The organism is Erysipelotrichaceae bacterium 66202529, from assembly GCA_017161075.1.
In the GTDB taxonomy this organism is placed as follows: Bacteria; Bacillota_I; Bacilli_A; order Erysipelotrichales; family Erysipelotrichaceae; genus Clostridium_AQ.
The window spans coordinates 1,358,072-1,379,289 of the sequence record CP046174.1 but is presented as its reverse complement, the minus strand read 5'-3'; the positions used below and the strand labels follow the sequence as shown (position 1 = coordinate 1,379,289).

At 43.6% G+C, this 21,218-nt stretch carries 17 protein-coding genes; 8 read left to right on the top strand and 9 right to left on the bottom strand.

What is annotated here, in order from left to right:
- Nucleotides 1-28: 28 nt before the first annotated feature.
- Complete coding sequence (locus GKZ87_06450) at nucleotides 29-1,939, top strand: GHKL domain-containing protein (protein ID QSI25147.1); 1,911 nt, start codon at nucleotides 29-31, stop codon at nucleotides 1,937-1,939.
- A gap of 180 nt (nucleotides 1,940-2,119) precedes the next feature.
- Here the strand turns inward: GKZ87_06450 and GKZ87_06445 are convergent, their stop codons facing one another.
- From GKZ87_06445 to GKZ87_06435, 3 genes are all read right to left on the bottom strand, one after another.
- Complete coding sequence (locus GKZ87_06445; GenBank protein QSI25146.1) at nucleotides 2,120-3,337, bottom strand: iron-containing alcohol dehydrogenase; 1,218 nt, start codon at nucleotides 3,335-3,337, stop codon at nucleotides 2,120-2,122.
- Nucleotides 3,338-3,698: 361 nt separating this feature from the next.
- On the bottom strand, nucleotides 3,699-4,748 hold the full coding sequence (locus tag GKZ87_06440) for a hypothetical protein (protein QSI25145.1): 1,050 nt from the start codon (nucleotides 4,746-4,748) through the stop codon (nucleotides 3,699-3,701).
- Between the two features lie 937 nt (nucleotides 4,749-5,685).
- Nucleotides 5,686-7,221, bottom strand: a complete 1,536-nt coding sequence (locus GKZ87_06435) for an NAD(P)H-hydrate dehydratase (protein QSI25144.1) — start codon at nucleotides 7,219-7,221, stop codon at nucleotides 5,686-5,688.
- 291 nt (nucleotides 7,222-7,512) lie between these two features.
- Between GKZ87_06435 and coaBC the strand changes: the two genes are divergently transcribed.
- Both coaBC and GKZ87_06425 read left to right on the top strand, forming a co-directional pair.
- Nucleotides 7,513-8,721 (top strand): bifunctional phosphopantothenoylcysteine decarboxylase/phosphopantothenate--cysteine ligase CoaBC, encoded by a 1,209-nt coding sequence (gene coaBC / locus GKZ87_06430; protein QSI25143.1) that lies wholly within the window; start codon nucleotides 7,513-7,515, stop codon nucleotides 8,719-8,721.
- Nucleotides 8,715-9,494: a type III pantothenate kinase gene (locus GKZ87_06425; protein ID QSI25142.1), complete on the top strand. Its 780-nt coding sequence runs from the start codon at nucleotides 8,715-8,717 to the stop codon at nucleotides 9,492-9,494. The genes coaBC and GKZ87_06425 overlap by 7 nt, the downstream gene beginning before the upstream one ends.
- Before the next feature lie 201 nt (nucleotides 9,495-9,695).
- Here the strand turns inward: GKZ87_06425 and GKZ87_06420 are convergent, their stop codons facing one another.
- The 6 genes from GKZ87_06420 to GKZ87_06395 form a co-directional block, all read right to left on the bottom strand.
- A complete protein-coding gene (locus GKZ87_06420; GenBank protein QSI25141.1) occupies nucleotides 9,696-10,154 on the bottom strand; it encodes a GNAT family N-acetyltransferase in 459 nt (152 codons plus the stop codon).
- 99 nt (nucleotides 10,155-10,253) lie between these two features.
- Nucleotides 10,254-11,411 (bottom strand): hypothetical protein, encoded by a 1,158-nt coding sequence (locus GKZ87_06415; GenBank protein QSI25140.1) that lies wholly within the window; start codon nucleotides 11,409-11,411, stop codon nucleotides 10,254-10,256.
- 34 nt (nucleotides 11,412-11,445) lie between these two features.
- Nucleotides 11,446-12,312, bottom strand: a complete 867-nt coding sequence (locus tag GKZ87_06410) for a DUF2179 domain-containing protein (protein ID QSI25139.1) — start codon at nucleotides 12,310-12,312, stop codon at nucleotides 11,446-11,448.
- A gap of 74 nt (nucleotides 12,313-12,386) precedes the next feature.
- Nucleotides 12,387-13,022 carry a hypothetical protein gene (locus GKZ87_06405; protein QSI25138.1) on the bottom strand — a complete coding sequence of 212 codons (636 nt, stop codon included), beginning with the start codon at nucleotides 13,020-13,022 and terminating at the stop codon, nucleotides 12,387-12,389.
- Nucleotides 12,991-13,347 (bottom strand): hypothetical protein, encoded by a 357-nt coding sequence (locus GKZ87_06400; GenBank protein ID QSI25137.1) that lies wholly within the window; start codon nucleotides 13,345-13,347, stop codon nucleotides 12,991-12,993. The genes GKZ87_06405 and GKZ87_06400 overlap by 32 nt, the downstream gene beginning before the upstream one ends.
- A complete protein-coding gene (locus GKZ87_06395; GenBank protein QSI25136.1) occupies nucleotides 13,344-13,997 on the bottom strand; it encodes a DUF4004 family protein in 654 nt (217 codons plus the stop codon). Before GKZ87_06395 ends, GKZ87_06400 begins: the two co-directional genes overlap by 4 nt.
- 218 nt (nucleotides 13,998-14,215) lie before the next feature.
- Here GKZ87_06395 and GKZ87_06390 point away from each other — a divergent pair, with 218 nt between their 5' ends.
- The 5 genes from GKZ87_06390 (at nucleotide 14,216) to GKZ87_06370 (ending at nucleotide 21,047) form a co-directional block, all read left to right on the top strand.
- Nucleotides 14,216-14,797 carry a TetR family transcriptional regulator gene (locus tag GKZ87_06390; protein QSI25135.1) on the top strand — a complete coding sequence of 194 codons (582 nt, stop codon included), beginning with the start codon at nucleotides 14,216-14,218 and terminating at the stop codon, nucleotides 14,795-14,797.
- Nucleotides 14,798-14,800: 3 nt separating this feature from the next.
- Nucleotides 14,801-17,731, top strand: coding sequence for a 2-hydroxyglutaryl-CoA dehydratase (locus GKZ87_06385; protein ID QSI25134.1), 2,931 nt, complete (start codon nucleotides 14,801-14,803; stop codon nucleotides 17,729-17,731).
- A 2-nt stretch (nucleotides 17,732-17,733) separates the two neighbouring features.
- On the top strand, nucleotides 17,734-19,038 hold the full coding sequence (locus tag GKZ87_06380; GenBank protein ID QSI25133.1) for a 2-hydroxyglutaryl-CoA dehydratase: 1,305 nt from the start codon (nucleotides 17,734-17,736) through the stop codon (nucleotides 19,036-19,038).
- A gap of 343 nt (nucleotides 19,039-19,381) precedes the next feature.
- Nucleotides 19,382-19,609 (top strand): AAA family ATPase, encoded by a 228-nt coding sequence (locus GKZ87_06375; protein QSI25132.1) that lies wholly within the window; start codon nucleotides 19,382-19,384, stop codon nucleotides 19,607-19,609.
- A gap of 4 nt (nucleotides 19,610-19,613) precedes the next feature.
- Nucleotides 19,614-21,047 carry an AAA family ATPase gene (locus tag GKZ87_06370; GenBank protein ID QSI25131.1) on the top strand — a complete coding sequence of 478 codons (1,434 nt, stop codon included), beginning with the start codon at nucleotides 19,614-19,616 and terminating at the stop codon, nucleotides 21,045-21,047.
- Nucleotides 21,048-21,218: the final 171 nt, after the last annotated feature.

The window sequence follows — 21,218 nt, the reverse complement described above, 5'->3', positions numbered from 1 at the left end:
CGGCTCCTTTCAGAAATGAGGTGATTTCATGCGTCGCTATACAGCTCTGTCTGCGATACTTTTTCTATTTGTTATTTTTTTGGTACAGCATGAATACCGTTTTCATAATAAGTATACCATCGCTTCGCAGCAAAATACAGCCTTCCTTTTAAAAGGGATGCTCTACCCGGACGTACTTTTATCCCCAAAGGAGGTAAAGCAGCATACAGGTATTCCTGTCCTTACAGGCTCTTATCAGAATCTTTCCGTATTTCATGAAGATGAAAGCGGCTTTGGAAAAGCAACGATGGTATTTACCTATACGACCGACAAGCCAGGGATCAAGCAATTATATTTACAGGAGCTGTTCAGTGCAGCAAAGCTGTATATCAATGGAAAACCGGTTGCGCAAAGTGGCAGCTTTGAGCCGTATCAGGAACAGATACAGGATATTCTCATCACCTTTCAGGAGGAGCGGGAAAACACCATTCTTATTCAAAGTGAAAACCGTTCCCATTACTATACCGGTGTGCAGTATCCTCCCATTCTGGGCGATGCGGATACTGTGACGGCTATGCTTGGGAAACGACTGCTGACCTATGCTTTGTTTGCCTGCAGCTCACTGACCCTTGCAGGCTTTACCATCGTATTATGGATAAAGGAGCGTGAAAAGGAAAGAGGACGGCTGCCGTTTTATTTTGGTATGATGGCTCTTTGCTTCGGTGTTTACAGCTGCTATCCCTTCTTCTCCTTTTTTCATCTTCCCGTCACAAGGCTGTTATATAGCATACAGGATGCCTGCATATGCGCAGCATTATATTTTGCTTATCTGAGCATTCTTTATCTGAAGGATCCGGTTATTTCCATAAGGAAACGTTTGCTTCCTTTCTCCATAGTAGTAATCAGCTTCTGCATGCCCTTCATCCTCCCCTATCTGCCTGCCTTTGTTCAGCCCTATGGCTGGATGCTATCTATCTGTAAGCTTGGTATCGCAGGCTATATGCTTTTTGTATGCATACGTATAATAAAGCAGGCGCAAAGGGAAGGAAGTATTGTGCTTTTCGCTCTGTTGTCTTACGCAGGACTGCTCATCGTACATGTGCTGACGATGAACCGCTTCGAGCCTGCGGATGGTGCGTGGTTTGAGGAATACGGCGTATTTATCCTGATCATTTTCTTTGCCTGGCTGATGGTAACACAGACCGCAGCATTGTGGAAGCATGATCATCTGCTCAGTATCCATCTACAGGAGGAGGTTGACCGCCAGACCCGGCAAATCAGTAAGCTGCTGGATGAGCGACGTTCTCTGCTTGCTGAGCTGCTGCATGATGTGAAAAAGCCGGCTGCCTCCGCAATGACCTATCTGGAAATGATGGATAAAGAGAAGACGGACATACAAATGAAAAAAGATCTTTCTCAGCTAAGGGAAAACAACCGGCTCATGATGGAGCAGCTGCAATTACTTCAGTCCTTCAATGAGCAGGATCACATTCCGATTCTGAAAAAGCCGCTGGAGCTTTGTTCCTTTTTACAGCAGATGGAGGCTCTGTTTGCGCCGGATGCAGAGGCCTATGATATTGATTTTCAATTTTCCTGCACATGTGACAGGTGTGAAATATTTGGTGACAGTAAGCAGTTAAAACGTATGATACAAAATCTATTTTTCAATGCTCTGTCCTATGCGCCTGCACAAACCTGTATTTCCATGACTCTTGAAAAAAAGGATGCAGAGGCCATCCTTCAATTTAAAAATCAGGGAGAAGTCATTCCACAGGAGGAGCTGCAGCATATCTTTGAGCGGGGGTATTCTTCACGAAAAAAGGAAGGTGGCACAGGTCTTGGACTGTTCATTGTCCATACCATTGTAATTCTTCATCAGGGCAGTATACAGGCAGCATCCGATAAGGATAGCGGCACCTGTTTTACCATACGGCTCCCTTTGTATGAGGTAATATCATAAAGCCTATCCATTCGTATACCTACAGCTTCCTTTCCTGTTTCCCATTCTTTTCAAGGAGGCTGAAATAGAAAACAAAATTATAACAGCTTCACAAACCATACAAAAACGGATGCAGAATTTCTTCGATGGCATCCGTTTTTTCTTTTCAAAATTTACTACCAGCTAAGTAAGCTGAAGCTGCTAGAAATCAACCTCTGTATCGTAATAGCAGCATTTCAACAGCTTCACCATTTCCTCCTGGCTTGGCTGTCTTGGATTACTTCCTGTGCAGGCATCCAGAATGGCATTCGCCGCGATATCCTTTACACGGGATAGGAATACATCTTCACTCACAAAGCCTTCCTCTGCAGGCAGACCGTCTTTTCCATAATGGGCAATGCAGTGCGGAATATGAAGAGCGTCACTCATATCACGCAGGTATGCAATGAGCAAATCCACTTTTTCCTCATCGCTGGAGCCGCCCAGATGCATATAGTCCGCAATCACACCGTAGCGTTTTCTTGCTGTTTCATCCATCGCATTAAATTTGATAACCTTCGGCAAATACATCGCATTCGCTGCACCGTGAATGATATGTGCGCCCTGATCTGCAAATACGGCACCTGTTTTATGTGCCATGGAATGAACGATACCTAGCAGGGCATTGGAGAAGGCCTGTCCTGCCAGACACTGTGCATCATGCATCGCAGCACGGGAATCCATATCTCCATTATAGGATTTTACCAGGTGCTCCTTAATCATTTCAATCGCATGAATTGCCAGCGGATCGGTGAAGTTACTGTTTGCTGTGGAAACATAAGCCTCCACAGCATGTGTCATGGCATCCATACCGGTATGTGCTACCAGCTTGACTGGCATCGTTGTTACAAGATCCGGATCGACAATCGCTACATCCGGCGTGATTTCAAAGTCGGCAATTGGATATTTAATGCCCTTTTCATAATCTGTAATAATAGAGAATGCGGTAACCTCAGTCGCTGTTCCCGATGTAGATGAGATTGCACAGAACTGTGCTTTTCTGCGCAGCTTCGGAATACCAAATACCTTGCACATATCCTCAAATGTGATATCCGGATATTCATATTTGATCCACATGGCTTTTGCGGCGTCAATTGGAGACCCGCCACCCATTGCGACAATCCAGTCCGGTTCAAATGCAAGCATTTCCTCTGCTCCGCGCATAACAGTCTCTACGGATGGATCGGATTCAATGCCTTCAAATAAACGCACTTCCATTCCTGCTTCCTTGAGATACGCAACGGCACGATCCAAAAAGCCTCCACGACGCATGGAACCGCCGCCAACACAAACGATTGCCTTTTTTCCTTCTAGTGTCTTCAATGCTTCCAATGCACCTTGTCCATGATACATATCTCTTGGCAATGTAAATCTCTGCATGTCTGTTTTCCTCCTTATAGGGCTTACAAATCCCCTTCTATAGTTACATTCTACGCCTAAGTGTAAAGAAAAACAACCACTTTGTGTATATTTTCACAAGAAAATACCACAATCGGATATCCTTCATCCTACAGCATGAAGAATGAAAAACAATGTAGCTGGTCACTGTTTTTGGCAATGAAGCAACAGCCACTACCGGCATTTTGATAAAATCTTTCTAATTACTGTTTGTCAAACTTGTTTATTAGAAAAGCATCAATTTCTTTATCTAGTTGTGATGCGGAAATCTATCAGTATATTGAAAAGGACTGGAAAAATGCAACAGTCCTTTTACTTACTATCAATGAATTATTTAGTTACATCAGGAGCATTTCAACGCATCAAAAATTACGGGTCGAATATCAGCTTCCACACCAAGCATATCCATTGCTTTCTCTGCATTGATACCGGCTGCCAGCATCAGGTTTTTTACATAAAGCAACGTTGAATCTATCTTTTCTTCTGCTTTACCCTGAGCCAGTCCCTGAGCCATGCCCTGTTGTAAACCTTTCATAATGCCTCTTTCTTCAATACCGTCACTTAAGTTGCACATATTCTGAACCTCGCTTTCTATTTCCTTCGTCATTATTATATCATATTTTTGCAGCTGTTCCTTCATATCCTTTACAGGAAGCTTAGCAATAAACAGGATGTTCAACAATTCCAGCAGGCTGTGCAAATGCTCGTCTGTATGCTCCTTTTTGTGGTCATATTGTTTTCCCGGATATATCATGATGGCAGTCATGAGATCATATTGCTCTTTAGGGGCATTCCAGGGTTTCATATGACAGCTTTCATGAATGGCATAGGTGTTGACTACATCATTCTTATAGTCGGAATGCTGGATGCAGATCCATATGGAATACACCTTCTTTATATTTTCAAACTCTGAATGCCGGAAGCCATCTGCTGCGTTTTTCTGCTTTGCCACCAATCTGCTGCAGTAATATAACGCTCTGCTCACCAGGGGATATCCCGGATTATCCTTATTTTGTGCTTCCAGATTGATAATCAAACAGACCTTGTTCCCTGCAGACGCGGTTGTAGTCTTTTCATTTTTTGTATTTACATCCTGCGGCAGAGCTGCTTCAAACAAGAGGTCATATTTTATCAGCGCTCCCGGTATTGCTTCATCCTCTATATTCCTGCCATTGATATTTTCATTCATTTCTGTATCTGTTACAGAAAAGGCTTCAATGTATTGCGGAATGGCTTCCAGAGCTAAATCAGCGTATTCTGGAACGCATCCCTTTAGAATATAGGCTAGAATCTGCTTGTTTGATAAGATTTTTTTACAATAGGCGTCATAGCTTCGCTTATCCTGATGCTCTGAAAGGATAGAAGCTATCGATAAATTTTCGTTCATAATCATATTCCTTCTTTCTTTAAAAAACATCTTTGTGTAAGAAATATGATAGGGCGGCCCTCTTTGATAAGCTCTATAAGGAAAATCGAAATCAAATGAGAAACCGCGGTCATGAACAATAGGCTTCTGTCGTATAGGCGGTTCAGCATATCCGGGGATACCCTGGATATATGGATTGCTTATGTAGGCTGGTTATGATACTTAATATAAATGTATGTTTTGTGAAAGTTGGATCAAGAAAAGAAAAGCTATCTTTAACAGGATCAAGAAACGCAGAGGTACCGGGGCTCTTGCGAATATGAAATGAAGCTGCTTCTGAAATATCTAATATTTGTTACCAAGAAAACCCCTCCTCGTAAAATGAATTACCTACAGTGTAGCATAAATGAATATAAAAATACAGAAGGTTATTTGCGTATGTTTATTCTTTTTTAATATAGGATGTATCCGGATCAGAGTGATAGATAATAAAAAAATAGCTACATACATCTACCGGTAATCAATGAACCGGTAAGTAGCAAGGTATTTTGAAGTATGCTGTATGCTTGTAATTTACCTTTCGTTACCCACCAAGGAATATAGAAAACAAAGCCGCCCTTTATGATGTAAGGATGACGATACTTTTTTGTTCATGTATTATTTGCACATTTGATGAGATTTGGGGGATATGATTTTGTAGCTTATGAGACACTATGCGTCTCTGCATAATCTTTACATTGTCTACTAATCATTTTATCTACGAATAACCTGTATTATTAGTTCTGCATTAAACCTGTGTTTTTTTCATATACTTTTTCCTCTATACAGCTTCAATTAGTCGTTGAATACTAGCTGCTTATACATTTACGGGCTTCACAAAGAAGAAGTACCTATACAAAAACAGGAATATATCGTATATCTTTATATATTCCTGTGTCCTTTGGAAACAATATCCGTTACGTTTCTATTTATTTTTTAGCTTTCCATAAATCCCTGACAAAGCGGTAATCAGATCATTGGGCTGAATGCTGTAGGCATCCATATGATGAATCAGCTCATCCGCAGCAGAAGCATGTACGTATACAGCTGCAGCAGCTGCCTGCAGCGGCTGCTTTCCCTGCGCATACAGTCCTGTTAAAATACCGCACAGTACATCCCCGCTCCCCCCCTTCGCAAGCGCATGATTTCCTGCCGTATTCATATATACGCTGTCTTTTTCTGCGATAATCGTATGCTGATCCTTCAGTACCAGCACGACATTCTCACAGCCTCTCACAAAATCCTGTGCACACTGTAGGGGATCCTGTAATACCTCCTTCACACTGCAGCCACATAAATAGCTCATTTCCTTAGGATGCGGTGTCAGGATGGTCACTGCCTTACGATGCTGAATCAGCTCCTGCATCCTTCCAGCCTCAAATAATGCATCGCCGTCCAGCAGACACGGACGGTTACTTTCTAGCACCGCCTGTACCATCGCACCGGTTACCTCATTACGTCCCATACCGTTCCCGATGGTAATCAGATCATAATGATCCAGATTGCGCTTTAACAGGTCAACGGAAATCATTGAAAACGTCCCATTCATAGATGGCGCCAGCATCAGCATACTTTCCTCCAGCTTCATGGAGATGATATCGGAAATACAATCCGGAAGAAACAGTGTCAGCGTTCCGGTACCACTTAGCAGGGCTGCCTTTGCGGCCAACGTGATAGCCCCATGCATAAAAGAGCTACCACCAACCATCAGCACCTTACCGAAGCTTCCCTTATTGGAATGTGCATCCCGCTTGGGAAGAAAGCTTTTTACAATATCCTCATCCAGCAGATGAATCTTATCCCGTATAGCTTCCTTCACCCTTTTAGGGAGAGTGATTTTTTTCACCAGAATATCACCGCAATAGCTGCTGCCCGGATATAACAGCTGCCCTTTTTTCAGACATTCAAAGGTGATGGTTACACTGCTCTGCACTGCACAATTCATTATCTTTCCCGTATCCCCATGCACCCCGCTTGCAATATCAATGCTGATTACATGCTTATGCAGTAAATTCAAATACAGAATAAGCACATCATAAAAGCCTTCGATATTTCGGGACAATCCGGTTCCAAACAAAGCATCCACAACAACATCGGCAGCATCCAGAGCAGGCTTCAGAATTTCCATATCCTGTGTCTGCAGAATTTCAATTCCATAGCTTTCCGCTATTCTGGCATAGATGGCTTCATCATGGCTCATCCGGTCATAGGGAACACTACAGTGAATACGCACATGCGTATACCCCTCCTCCACCAGAAGACGGGCCAGTGCAAAGCCGTCACCGCCATTATTTCCCGGGCCGCATAAAATCATGATGCGACTGTCCGCGGCTATATTTTCACGCATATACTCCATCACTGCCATAGCTGCATGCTCCATTAACACGATACCGGGAATCCCATATTCATGAATCGCTTCCGCATCCATTCTCCGCATGTCATCTGTATTTACGATTTCCATAGACTTCTCCTCCCGCATCATAGTTTTTGTAAAGGAATAACGCCTTTATAAACATAGATAGAAACATCTATAAAAGTAGGAACGTTTAAATCCCGATCCGCTATCCTTATCTATTACCTATATTATAATATCATTCGATATAAAATGTATAGAAATAATGAAACGGATTGCAATTTTGCAGGAATGTTTCATTTGTGAATTTTTTATCTTTTTTCGCTTTGAAACAGTTGTGATGCAGAGAATGATGCGTTATAATAATAAACGACTTATAAAGAACCTGTGAGGGATACTATGAAAAAAACAGTCGTATTGGGTGTCAGCGGCGGTATTGCTGCCTTTAAAGCCGCACAGCTGACCAGCAATCTTATCAAGAAAGGGTATGATGTGGAAGTCATTATGACCAGGAATGCCACAGAATTTATCGCTCCTTTGACCTTTGAATCACTAACAAAACACAATGTGATGGTGTCTACCTTTGAAAAGGTGGCAGATCGCAGTGTCAAACATATTTCCATCGCTCATCGTGCTGACGCCTTTGTCATCGTACCAGCAACTGCAAATGTCATTGCTAAGATTGTCTATGGGCTTGCCGATGATATGCTGACAACGACCTTTCTGGCTGCCAGCTGTCCAAAAATCATCTGTCCGGCTATGAATACCGGTATGTATGAAAATCCGGTCACCCAGAAAAACCTGGAAGCCGCAAAAGCACTTGGCTATGAGCTGGTTGAGCCGGAGGTTGGCTATCTTGCCTGCGGAGATACCGGAAAAGGGAAGCTGGCAGATATCAATCTTATTGAAGAACGCATTCTTCATGTTCTGGAAGCATCCCAACAGCTGAAGGGAAAACGCGTGCTTGTCACTGCCGGGCCTACTCGTGAGGCTTTGGATCCGGTACGCTTCCTATCCAATCATTCTTCCGGAAAGATGGGCTATGAAATTGCCAGAGCTGCCCGTGATATGGGAGCTGAGGTAACACTGATCAGCGGACCGGTGAACATCAGCGCACCACAGGGCGTACGTGTGATTCCTATCATCAGCGCACAGGATATGTTTCATGCGGTACAGCAGGAATATGCAAGTCATGATATCATCATAAAGGCTGCGGCAGTCGGTGACTACCGGGCACAGAAAATCGAAGAAAACAAAATAAAGAAGCAGGGAGAAATTCTGGAGGTCACCTTTGTGAAAAATCCGGATATTCTGGCCTGGCTGGGTGAGCACCGCCTTGATCGGCAAACCATCTGCGGCTTTGCCATGGAAACAGAGCATTTACTGGAGCATGCGACAGAGAAGCTGAATAAGAAAAACTGTGATATGATCGTTGCCAACAATCTGCATGAGCAGGGCGCAGGCTTTCAGGGAGACACAAACGTGGTAACCCTGATACAGAAGGATCATACAGAGACGCTGGATCTGATGAGCAAATATGAGGTAGGCGTGGAGCTTCTGACGCGTCTGGCAGCACTCAGCAAAGAAAAAGGAGAATCCCTATGCTAATAGTCATTGACGTAGGCAACACGAATATAACCATCGGTATCTATCATGGAGACAAGCTGATAGGAAACTATCGTCTAACAACAAAAATGAAGCGTACAAGTGATGAATACGGCTTTATGATGATGAACTTTTTAAATGCCTCCAGGGTACAGCCTGAGGATATTAAGGATGTCATCGTATCCAGTGTGGTACCGAAAATCATGCATTCCTTTCTAAACGGAATCCGCAAATATATGCACAGGGAACCGATTCTCGTTGGGCCCGGCATCAAAACCGGCATCTCAGTAAAAACCGAGAACCCCAAAGCGGTTGGAGCTGACCGTATCGTGGATGCCGCCGGTGCTTATTTTGAATACGGAGGTCCCTGTCTTGTTGTCGATTATGGTACAGCGACCACCTTTGATTACGTAGATGCCCACGGGAATTTTGAATATGGTGTTATCACGCTGGGAATTGAAACTGGAGCACAGGCGATGTGGACACAGGCTGCCAAGCTTCCGGAAATAGAAATAAAAAAGCCTGCCAGTATTCTTACCAAAACAACGACAACCAGTATGCAGGCCGGTCTTGTATACGGCTATATCGGACAGAGTGAGTACATCATTAAGGAATTTAAAAAAGCACTTAACGTGGATATGAAGGTTATTGCGACGGGCGGTCTGGGAAAAATCATTTACAAAAATACGGATGAAATTGATATATATGACCGCAATCTTACATTTAAGGGTTTAAAATACATCTATCAGAAATATACTGCTGAAAGAAAAAAATAAGAATTGAATATATGATCCCTGCGTCTGATCTCCTGAACAGGAGGACAGGCGTTTTTTTATTCTATTTTATTGGTATGGCTGTCTGTATGCACAAAAAACGGATGCACATTCCGGCAGAAATACATCTGTATCACTGCTGTAAAAACATCCGATTTCATTCTGTAAAGCACATACAAGTATCTACAGGATATTCTCCTGCTTCTACAGATTTTTTTTCATATAGATCACATCATTCATCGGATTATTATAATACGGAGCTGTTTCCTGAAATCCAAGGCGCTGATACAGGCGAACAGCACTTTGCAGAGGCTCTATGGTATCCAGCACCATTGTTTGATATCCGTCCTTTTTCGCAAGAGCAAGGATGTGTTCTGCCAGTTTATGCCCTATGCCGCAGGTTCGATATGACTCTTGAACATACAGCCGTTTCATTTCACAGCATTCCTCACAAAGGCGATGATATGCCACACAGCCCGCAACCGTGCCATCATCCGCAACTGCCGCAAGCAGTCTTCCCTGCTTTCCGCTGTATTTCTGCTTTAAATCTGCCAGCTCCTCGTCAAGATGCTGAAAACTCAAATCCCTGCCCAGCATCTTTGTGTATTCTTTAATCAGTGCTTCAACCTCTTTAAGACAGGTCGTTCCATCTATGATATTCATTTGACCACCTCCATATTTGTACGGTTGGATAATAGTAAATGCAAGGATGTGCAGGATGGCTGTATCGTCCTGTAAGAAAAGTCAGAGGCCTGACTGTCTTTAAAGCTGTGTATAGACAATGCTTACCTCTTGTTCCAGAAATTGTTCATAGGAATGTGCCCAGTGCTTGATATCCTCGTTGCTTATTGCTTCAAACAATGTGATTTCCAGTTCAATACCATGCCTTCGTTTCCGGGATTTCCAGATTCCGCATAAGCGACCGTTTTTTATAACAGCTCCCGGATTCTGCACTGTTTTCCATACCAGACGTTGCAACCTGCAATCCTCAAGAAGTAAGGAGCGATCATGAATATTCAGATAGGGATCATGTGCAGGCAGCAGCATGGTCCTATCCGTAATTGATTCAGTATAGGTATCCTGTTTCCAGATAACACACTCTTTTCCTTCATACAGCACACGCAGGCATTCATCTTCTGCAAGCATCCATAACCGCCGTGCCTGTGCCGGATCCATGCCTGTCCATTTTGCAAAGCCCTTCACATCTGATGGTCCATAAGCATGCAGAAAGCGGCACACCAGTGATTGACAGGCTTCTTCATATGTATAGGGATTTTCAGTTATATGATCAGGAAATGCTGTAAACAATGGTGATGCTTTCTGTCTTGGTCCGAAGATGATCCCTCTTTGAAAGGAAGCAGGTCTCAACAGAAAAGAAACAATGGCTTCCCCAAACAGTTGTCCTGCCGCATAAGGAGAGGGAGAGTTCCACAATGTCCGCAGGGATGCAGGAATACGTTCCTGCATTGCCTGTGCCAGAAGTGTATCCAAACGCTGCTTTGAAATAACAGGCTCTTGTTTCAGCATACGCAGACATTCCATCAGTTCCTTCAGAAGCAGCTCAAATGGAACTTTCATATCCTGCTGACAGTGCTTCAGACCTCCAGCATAAATCCAGCTTTCGTCTTGTTTTGCACAAAGAGCATCCAGAAACACAGCTGCATCCTTCACAGGAAAAATCCATGGAGCACCACGCAGACTCCACGCTTGTATTACTCCCTGCTGTTTGTCAAGCTGTTCCCGCAGCTGTTTTGCGGTAACCTCCTGCAGCCGATTAAAAGCAGCGCACAGCCAGGTGCCGGGTGGACTGTTTTGAAAGCCACAGGTGGAGGAAGCGACCTCCAGTGAAGTTATCGCAGTATCCAAATGGTGGGCACGTAGACGATGCGCCAGCACCTCTTCTTTCGTGATGATTCTCATACAGCTCTTTCCTTCCTATAGAAAAAGCGATTCCTTATAACCGCTTCTCAAAGTTTCCACTGATACTCATACCCTCATTAAAAATGACAAAGGCTCTGGGATCGATCTTATAAATGATTTTTTTCAGCTGTGTTACCTCATATTTGGAAATCACTGTCACAAGAATATGCGTATCCGTCTTAGTATATGCTCCGGCACCCTTCCAGTAGGTGACACCGCGTCCCATTTCCTTCATGATGTTTTCCTGTACCTCATCCTCCTTGGTAAAAATCATCGCCGTCATATTGATATTCTGATAATGCGTCTTATCCACTACCAGATACATACATGCCGTATAAATAATGGAATAGATTGCCGTTGTCACATTAAACAGAATAGCACAGACACCGAACACGAGGACATTGATGATATTTGACAACCGTCCGACACTGAAATCTGAGAATTTCTTTGTAAAATATACGCCCAGAATATCCAGACCTCCGCCGCTTCCGCCGCTGCGCAGCGCCAGACCGATGCCGAAGCCGCAGATCAAGCCTCCAATCAGACAGGCCGCAAGTACATCGTCAAGAATCGGTGTGGAGGGTATCATAACAATGGTAAAGGCTGCTGTCTGCGTCAGTACACAAAGTAGCGTCTTTACGAAAAACTTTCTGGAAATACTGCGGTAGGCCAGGATAAACAGCGGTACGTTCATTAGAAAATTGATCATACCGGCAATGTCCAGCTGTCCGAAATCCATATGCGCATACTGAGCCAGAATGGTACGGATAATCTGTGCGATACCGATGACACCGCCACTGTACAAGCCCAGCGGGACAATGAACAGGTTCAGGCCTATAGCAAACAAAAAGCCGCCGATGATCACATACACATATTCATACATAATTTTTTGCAATTTCATAACACTCACCATCCCCTGTAATCGTAAGAATTATACCATAAAAGGCGGCAAGCGCAATCCCTGCCGGCTAATTTCTATTTAACAATTTTTTCACAATCTCCGTCGATGCTTCCAATCCGGCAGGTACTGTCATAAAGCAGCTTCCCATCGCAGGTTATATGATCAACTCTGCAGTGGCTGGAAAGATGGATTTCAGTTGCGCTGATGGAATGAGCAGACATGTTACAGGCGGTCAGCTTACTGCATTCGATGTTGCGTGCTGTATTTCTTTTTTCAGGCCGAAAACCAAACAGACCGTGGAAGATATGCTGTCCATGACCATAATTGATCCGGATATCATCACCAAACAGATCATTTAGGGATGCACAGCCTTCAATGCGCACCTTATCGGCATTCACCTCTCCCTTATTTTTCAAAACACCCTCCACATAAATCTCATCCGCATAAACGCGGATACCATCGCTTTTCAAAACACCCTCTACATCCAGGCGCTTTACACGGATATCCTTTTTACAGGTCATAACACCCTCAACATCCATGGTTCCACCCTTTAAATCTCCACTGCATTGGCAGGTTCCTTCCACGTTCAATATTTCAAATTCCAAATCTCCGTTAATGGATCCGACACCCTCGATGTCAATACGTCCATAGCTGCCCCCTGAAATTGACCCGATGCCTTCAATCGTTGTATTCGTGTGCTCTGTATTCATACCAGCGTACCCTCCTTGTACATAATAACCGCAAGCCGATCGCAATGCAGATGATCGCCATCCAGACCGGATAGGTGAACTTCACATCGATCCACGCATTGGCATCAGCCAGAAAGTATGCCCCTGCCAGGGCTGTTAAAATATTATAGAAATGCAGACCGTGATCCAGCATACTGTAGACAGCAGGCAGAATCAGCAGCATGGTCCACCAGCCCGGAAAGAATATGGTGAAATCCCACCATTCCAGCTGTGTTCCCAGATATCCTATACCGATAGCCACAAACACCAGTCCCCACAAAATTCGTTTTACGCGATATGTCATCATGTCCTCATCTCCTCTTCATCGAACGTAAACTGAAAGGTTTCCTTATATTTCAGCTTAATCGCATTGTTTAATTCATTCAAATGTATACTTCTGACAACACCTAATGCATCATCCACAAATACATCACTGCCTTCCTTTTTCAACAGCACATACATTCTGTCCTCTGCCTGCAGCAGCTCCAGTACATAGTCCGCACTGTGCAGCAGCTCCATTTTTTTGCTGAGAAATACGATGGCACGTGTACGTTCCTCAGGGGAAATCGTTGTTTCATACATCGCCTGGGATAAGGCAATCATGACCAGCACCTCCAGGAAAACAAAGCTGTCCTTGTTCATCGCATCCATAAAATCCGCAGCCACATCGACATCCAGCTCATCGAAATGCTCCAGATCCTCCTCTGAAAACAGACGGTTACTGACCTCCGGTGTCAGAATATTCGCCAGCTCCTCCAGCGAATAGCTGTCCTTTAACTGCTGTATGGCATGAATGCGTTTGAGAATCTTGTCCTGCGGGAAAAAGGTTTCCTGCCCCGTTGGACTGGAGCGCTTTACAAACCATTCCTCCGGAATCAGACCCTCCCGTTTCCAGCGATACAGCTGTCCATAGGATATCCCGGTTGTCTTCAATAATTCCTTTTTGGATATTTCCATTTTACTACCTCTTTTGTAACATTGTTTTATTACATCACCATTATATCGTAACATTGTTATGTTGTAAAGAGATAGTTTTATTATTTTGAAGAAAACGGTTACACATTCGACAAGATGTGCTCTTTTCTGAATTCTGTCTGAAAAAAGATGCAAATCTATTGACCGCCGGTCATTATGGGTATAAACTATACAAATGTATGAATAAAGGAAGTGTTTTTGTGGAAGAAACCGTAAATAAACGATCACGCATTCAGGATGCCGCCATCGCTCTGTTTCATGAGCAGGGAGTGGAAGGAACCTCCGTCAATGAAATTGTCAAACGCGCAAATGTCGCAAAAGGGACGTTCTATGTATACTATAAGGATAAGAAGGAGCTGATATCTCAGATTCTCACCAAACAGCACGGCTGTCTCATGAACGATATTCTTAACCGCTCCTACGAAACAGCAAAAGCACAGCATACATGCTGGAAGCGCACCTTTATCGATGAGCTGATCTCCTATTATATCCAGCATCCGAAGCTGCTTCGTACGGTTCAGAAAAACATTGCTTCTATATTAGATACAAAGGAACATCGCAATATGGTCTTTACCCATATAGAACGCATGCCGGATTTTCTCAGGCTGCTGCAGCGCGAGAATGAATCGGAAAAGAAAGCACTGAATCGCTTTTTAATGCTGATGGAGATTATCGGTTTCGTCTGTTACAATGCAATCTTTTTTGAACAGCCGGATTCCATTGAGGAAATCCTTCCGGAATTGCGGGAAACGATGTTCAAAATGCTTGAGAGAAAGGAGTAACCTATGACATATAAACTGGGAATAGATGTAGGTTCAACAACCCTGAAGGCGCTTGTGCTAAACGATCACGATGAGATCGTATACAAGAGCTATGAACGCCATAAATCCAAAGTAAGGGAAATGAGTGTTTCCAAGCTGAGGGAGCTGAAGGAGCTTTTACAGGGACAAAGAATCTCGCTTGCCATTACCGGAAGCGCCGGTCTGGGCATCGCGGATGATGCAGGGTTTCCTTTCGTACAGGAGGTATTCGCAACAGCACAGGCTGTTCGTAAATACTATCCGGCTAGCGATGTCGTCATAGAGCTTGGCGGTGAGGATGCCAAAATCATCTTCCTGCAGGGAACATTGGAGGAACGGATGAATTCTACCTGTGCCGGAGGTACCGGAGCGTTTATTGACCAGATGGCTACCCTGCTGGATGTCGATCTGGAGACGATGGATCAGCTGTCACTGGAGCATACGACGCTGTATCCGATTGCATCACGCTGTGGTGTGTTTGCGAAAAGTGATGTACAGCCCCTGATCAATCAGGGATGTGAAAAATCAAACCTTGCGGCCAGTATCTTTCAGGCGGTAGTCGATCAGAGTATCGCCGGGCTGGCACAGGGAAGAAATATTGAAGGAAACGTCCTGTTTCTGGGAGGCCCCTTACATTTCTTAAAGGGACTGCAGGAGCGCTTTAAGGAAACGCTCCAGCTCAGTGATGCACAGGCCAATTTCCCTGAGCTTGCCCCTTATTTTGTCGCCCTGGGAAGCGCCGTTTATGCCGCAAACGAAACAACGGATTTCTCTTATGAGGAGCTGCTTGAAAGAATGGAGAGGATGGCTGCCAAAAAGGTACAGACGGCCGGACTCCCCCCGCTGTTTGAAAATGACCAGGAATATGAGGAATTTAAAAAGCGGCATACCAGCGCAAAGGTGGACCGCAGCGATATCCATACCTATAAAGGAAAGGCCTTTTTGGGAATTGATGCCGGAAGCACAACGACTAAGCTGGTACTGATTGACGAGCAGTGCAAAATCCTGTATGAAAGCTATGCGAACAATCTTGGAAATCCGGTGGATGTCGTACAAAAGGAGCTCATGAAAATTTATGAGCTGATGGAAGACCGCATCCAAATCGTTCACAGTGCCGTAACCGGCTATGGTGAGGAGCTGATGAAGCATGCCTTCCATCTGGATATCGGTGTTGTGGAAACGATTGCCCATTATCATGCGGCCCGTCATTTTAACCCGCAGGTGGACTTCATCATTGATATTGGTGGACAGGATATGAAATGCTTCCGTATCCGGGATCATACGATTGATGATATTTTGTTAAATGAAGCCTGCTCCAGCGGCTGCGGCAGCTTTATTGAAACGTTTGCCCGAAGCATGGGCTATGATATTCAGGAATTTGCTAAAATGGGGTTATCCGGAAAGCATCCGGTCGATCTGGGAACACGCTGTACGGTGTTCATGAATTCCAGTGTGAAGCAGGCACAGAAAAACGGTGCCAGCATGGAGGATATCTCTGCCGGCTTGTGCATGAGTGTCGTAAAAAATGCATTGTATAAGGTCATCCGTGCCAAGAGTCCGGATGATATCGGAAAACAGATCGTCGTACAGGGAGGAACCTTCCTAAACGATACTGTTTTGCGAAGCTTTGAGCTGGAATTGGGAAGGAATGTGATCCGCCCAAGTATCTCTCATTTAATGGGGGCATACGGCGCTGCACTGATCGCGAAGGAAAAGGGCGCAGCTTCATCCACGATTTTAAGCAAGGAGGATGTAAAAAGCTTTACGCACACATCCCAGGCCTTCAACTGTGCCCTGTGTACCAATCACTGCAACCTGACGGTAAACACCTTTGCGGATGGCAGAAAGCACATTGCAGGAAATAAATGCGAGCGTCCGGTAACTGGAAAGGTCAACCGGGATAAGCTGCCAAACCTGTATGATTATAAATATGAGGAGCTGATTAAGCTGAAGGGTGTACCCGGTATCCGTGGAAAAATCGGCATACCGCTTGTATTGAACATGTATGACAATCTTCCTTTCTGGCATTCCTTCTTTACCAATCTGGGCTATGAGGTTGTATTGAGTGACCGCTCCAGCAAGGCGCTGTATTCCTTAGGACAGCATACGATTCCAAGTGACACTATCTGTTATCCTGCAAAGCTGGTGCACGGTCACATCCAGTCCCTGATCAATAAGGGCTTGAAAACGATTTTCTATCCGTGTATGACCTACAACGTCAATGAGGAAATGGGAGATAATCACTTCAACTGTCCGGTCGTTGCCTATTATCCAGAGGTTATCGAGGGTAATATGGATGTCAGGGATGTGAATTTCCTATATCCGTATGTTTATCTGGAGGATAAGAATATCTTTGATCAGAAGATGTTTGAATATTTCCAATCCGAGAGCATGGATATACCGTTTAAGGATGTGCAGGCTGCCAGCAATCATGCTTACTTTGCCTATCAGCAGTTCAAAGACCGCGTTAAGGAAGAAGGGCGCAATGCTGTTGAATTTGCACGGCGCAATCATCGCAATGTCGTGGTGCTTGCCGGTCGTCCATATCATATTGATCCGCAGATCAATCATGGAATTCACCGGCTGATGAACGATTTAGGCTTTGTTGTCATCAGTGAGGACAGTATTGAAAAACAGCCTGTATTACCAAGTGTCCATGTACTAAATCAGTGGACGTTCCATTCCCGTATGTACAACGCCGCACAGTATGTGGCACATCAGGAGCATATGGAAATGATACAGCTCGTCAGCTTTGGCTGCGGCATTGACGCGATTACCACGGATGAGGTAAAGGATATCCTGCGGGATAACGGCAAGCTGTATACGCAGATCAAAATCGATGAGGTTGACAACCTCGGTGCAGTAAAGATTCGCTGCCGCTCCCTGCTGGCAGCCATGGAAGAAAGGGAGGGATAATCATGTCTCATGTAGAGTTTACAAAGGAAATGAAGAAAACACATAAAATTCTTGTTCCGATGATGCTGCCGATTCATTTCCAGTTTCTGCAAAACATTCTTTGTAAAGAGGGATACAATGTGGAAATCCTGCAAACAGAGGGTCAGCAGATTATTGATGAAGGCTTGAAGAATGTGCATAATGATACCTGTTATCCGGCCCTGCTTGTCATTGGTCAAATGATTGATGCATTAAAGAGTGGAAAATACGATACGGATCATATCGCTCTGGCGATCACACAGACAGGAGGCGGATGCCGTGCTTCCAATTACATCCACCTGCTGCGCAAGGCGCTGGTACAGGCCGGCTTTGAGCAGGTACCAGTGATTTCCGTCAACTTTTCGCAATTAGAGAAGAACAGCGGATTCAAGCTGACGCCTAAGATGCTGCTGAGATTATTATATGCATTTTTATATGCAGATATGCTGATGTGGCTCAAAAACCAGTGCAAACCGTATGAGCTGGAAAAGGGCAATACGGATGCTCTGGTCACAACCTGGGTGGAAACCATCACAGCACAGTTTGATTCCCTCTCCTATATGCGGCTAAAGCACAATTATCAGGAAATCCTGCATGATTTTGCAGCACTGCCAAGAAGCAGCAAACCAAAAATCCAGGTGGGAATCGTTGGAGAAATCTACATGAAATATGCCCCCCTGGGAAATAATGAGCTGGAAGACTTTTTGATTCAGGAGGGCTGTGAGCCTGTCGTCAGCGGTGTGCTGGATTTCGGCTTATATTGTCTTGAAAATTCTCTTATTGATCATGAATATTACGGACGCAATAAAAGAAGCTATCGTTTTATCCAGATGGCGGTTAAGCTAATTCAGAATATGCAGAAGAAAGCTATTACAGCTATTCAGAAGCAGGGCATCTTCCGTGCTCCGGATTCCTTTCAAGAAGTCATTGAGAGCAGCGAAGGAATCATCAATCGCGGTACAAAGATGGGTGAGGGCTGGCTTTTAACAAGTGAAATGGTATCGCTCATAAAAAGCGGTGTTAATAACATTGTATGCTGTCAGCCGTTTGGCTGTCTGCCAAACCATATCGTTGCCAAGGGAATGACACGTAAAATAAAGGATAAATATCCAATGGCAAACATCGTAGCGGTTGATTATGATCCAAGTGCCACAAAGGTAAACCAGGAAAACCGTTTAAAGCTGATGCTGAGCAATGCGCGGCTGAGTGAGCGTTTCGCAAAAGAGGATGCTGCATCTGCCGCAAGCGAACCACAGCGCTCACTTGCTAGCTCACGTTCCTATAATTAACCGATAAATCCTGTATTTGACATCAGATACAGGATTTTTTTTGAAAAGAAACAGAAATTTTCTTTCATCGTATACAAATTTTTCAGTCTCTCTATACCGCCTAATGCTTGGAATTCCTCATTTATTATCATATTCCTATGCATAAACAACTTAATTTCTATACGTTTCATGTATACATAAGGCTGTAAGAAACAAAAGCTGCCATAGGATTATTCTATTATTTTTTATCCCCTATGTTTTAGAACACAATGTATGGATGCTTATGATTACCGCAGTTTCTAACGTGTTTTTCTTTCATTGGTAAGGACTGCCGTGGTATAATACGAATAGAGGAGCTGATCATATGCGAAGATTACCAATTGGTATAGAAGACTTTAAGGAACTGATTGATAAGGAGTATTATTATGTAGATAAAACGATGTTTATCAAGGATGTATATAATGAGAAAGTCGTTTTATATACCCGTCCCCGCCGGTTCGGTAAAACCCTGAATATGAGTAGGCGGTGCCCGCTCAGGCGTGCTGTCTTATTTTTTTTCTATCAAGGAAAAAGAAAATGCGTATATATTTGATAACTTGCGTATTATAAAGGATCATGAAATAAAAAGCCATCAGAACCGCTATCCTGTCATTTTCATATCCTTAAAGGATATGAAGGATATCGCATTCGCAAATCAACTGGATGCTTTTAAAGGTATTATCAGCGAATACATTGGAAATAACAGCGAATTATTAAACAGCGAAAAGTTAGACAGTGTTGATCTGGAGACTTTGGCAAGATACAGAAAAGGTAATGTAAGCAAAGCAGAATTGAAAAAATCCCTTCGTTTTATTAGTCAATGCTTGAAAAAGCATTATAATGAAAAGGTCATACTTTTGCTGGATGAGTATGATGTACCTTTGCAAAATGCTTATCTAAATGGCTATTATGAAGAAACAGCAGATTTCCTTGGAGGTATTTTCAGTGCTGCATTGAAAACAAATGATGCATTGGAAAAAGGGGTATTAACCGGTTGTCTGAGAATTGCGAAGGAGTCAATTTTCACAGGACTGAATAATTTTAAAGTAGATTCCATCTTTGATGAAGTATCCAGTCAGAGGTTTGGGTTTACACAAAGTGAAATAGATCCATTGCTTCAGGCGTATCATGCTGAGGAATACAAGGCTGTAATAAAAGAATGGTACGACGGCTATCAGTTTGGCGGCTGTGATGTGTACAATCCCTGGAGTGTCCTGATGTATATGGATCGTTTGCTCAATTCCAGTAGAAAAGAGCCGGAATCCTTTTGGGCGAATACGAGCGGTAACGAAATCATTTATCGTTACGTAAAGGAGGCAAATCCTCTCATGCGGGAGGAATTTGATGTACTGGCATCCGGTGGTATAATTGAAAAGCCGATCAAGGATGATTTGACCTATCGTGAAATGGATCAGATCAACAATGTGTATAGCTTTCTCTTGTACACAGGATATTTAAAGGTCGTAAGCTGTGTGAATGAGGAAGAAAAAAGATACCGTCTGATGATACCTAACAAAGAGATTAAACGGGTGTATGTATCCATATTCAGGGAATGGTTTGACGAGCAGGTAAAAAATAACGGAGCCACCTTTGTGGAAGCGTTGAAGCAAAAGGATATATCAGGTGCAACTGAGCTGTTAAATACTGTTTTATTTCAAAGCATCAGTTATTTTGATTACGATGAGAAATTTTATCATGGCTTGTTGCTTGGAATGATGAGCGAATATCAGGTCGTATCCAATCAGGAGTCAGGGCTGGGAAGAAGCGATATTACACTGCTGCCAATCAGCAGATTATCCAGAGGGGTGCTGCTTGAATTAAAGGTCGCAAAGCGTGAAGAGGATTTACAAAAGCTGGCAGAGCAGGCGTGTAAGCAGATCATTGATATGAAATATATCGAAGGCCTAGAGCGAAAAGGTTATGAAGATATCGTTGGTTACGGTATTGCCTTTTATAAAAAATCATGCATCATTCAATACGTAAAGAAGTAAGCAAAAAAAATCTGTATCACAGATAATTATTTTTCATATACAGCCGGTATGAAAGCCGGCTTTTTTTATGATTATGACAATATGCAATACAGGTGTCCTATCGTATATGTGGTTCAATTTAGCAATACTATCAACATGCACACCTTTCACGTAAGCTGCAGGCTGTACAGC

Excerpts from the sequence above, each read along its gene's own strand:
- GKZ87_06450 (QSI25147.1), top strand. The coding sequence starts at position 29 with ATGCGTCGCTATACAGCTCTGTCTGCGATACTTTTTCTATTTGTTATT.
- GKZ87_06445 (QSI25146.1), bottom strand. The coding sequence starts at position 3,337 with ATGCAGAGATTTACATTGCCAAGAGATATGTATCATGGACAAGGTGCA.
- GKZ87_06440 (QSI25145.1), bottom strand. The coding sequence starts at position 4,748 with ATGATTATGAACGAAAATTTATCGATAGCTTCTATCCTTTCAGAGCAT.
- GKZ87_06435 (QSI25144.1), bottom strand. The coding sequence starts at position 7,221 with ATGGAAATCGTAAATACAGATGACATGCGGAGAATGGATGCGGAAGCG.
- coaBC (QSI25143.1), top strand. The coding sequence starts at position 7,513 with ATGAAAAAAACAGTCGTATTGGGTGTCAGCGGCGGTATTGCTGCCTTT.
- GKZ87_06425 (QSI25142.1), top strand. The coding sequence starts at position 8,715 with ATGCTAATAGTCATTGACGTAGGCAACACGAATATAACCATCGGTATC.
- GKZ87_06420 (QSI25141.1), bottom strand. The coding sequence starts at position 10,154 with ATGAATATCATAGATGGAACGACCTGTCTTAAAGAGGTTGAAGCACTG.
- GKZ87_06415 (QSI25140.1), bottom strand. The coding sequence starts at position 11,411 with ATGAGAATCATCACGAAAGAAGAGGTGCTGGCGCATCGTCTACGTGCC.
- GKZ87_06410 (QSI25139.1), bottom strand. The coding sequence starts at position 12,312 with ATGAAATTGCAAAAAATTATGTATGAATATGTGTATGTGATCATCGGC.
- GKZ87_06405 (QSI25138.1), bottom strand. The coding sequence starts at position 13,022 with ATGAATACAGAGCACACGAATACAACGATTGAAGGCATCGGGTCAATT.
- GKZ87_06400 (QSI25137.1), bottom strand. The coding sequence starts at position 13,347 with ATGATGACATATCGCGTAAAACGAATTTTGTGGGGACTGGTGTTTGTG.
- GKZ87_06395 (QSI25136.1), bottom strand. The coding sequence starts at position 13,997 with ATGGAAATATCCAAAAAGGAATTATTGAAGACAACCGGGATATCCTAT.
- GKZ87_06385 (QSI25134.1), top strand. The coding sequence starts at position 14,801 with ATGACATATAAACTGGGAATAGATGTAGGTTCAACAACCCTGAAGGCG.
- GKZ87_06380 (QSI25133.1), top strand. The coding sequence starts at position 17,734 with ATGTCTCATGTAGAGTTTACAAAGGAAATGAAGAAAACACATAAAATT.
- GKZ87_06375 (QSI25132.1), top strand. The coding sequence starts at position 19,382 with ATGCGAAGATTACCAATTGGTATAGAAGACTTTAAGGAACTGATTGAT.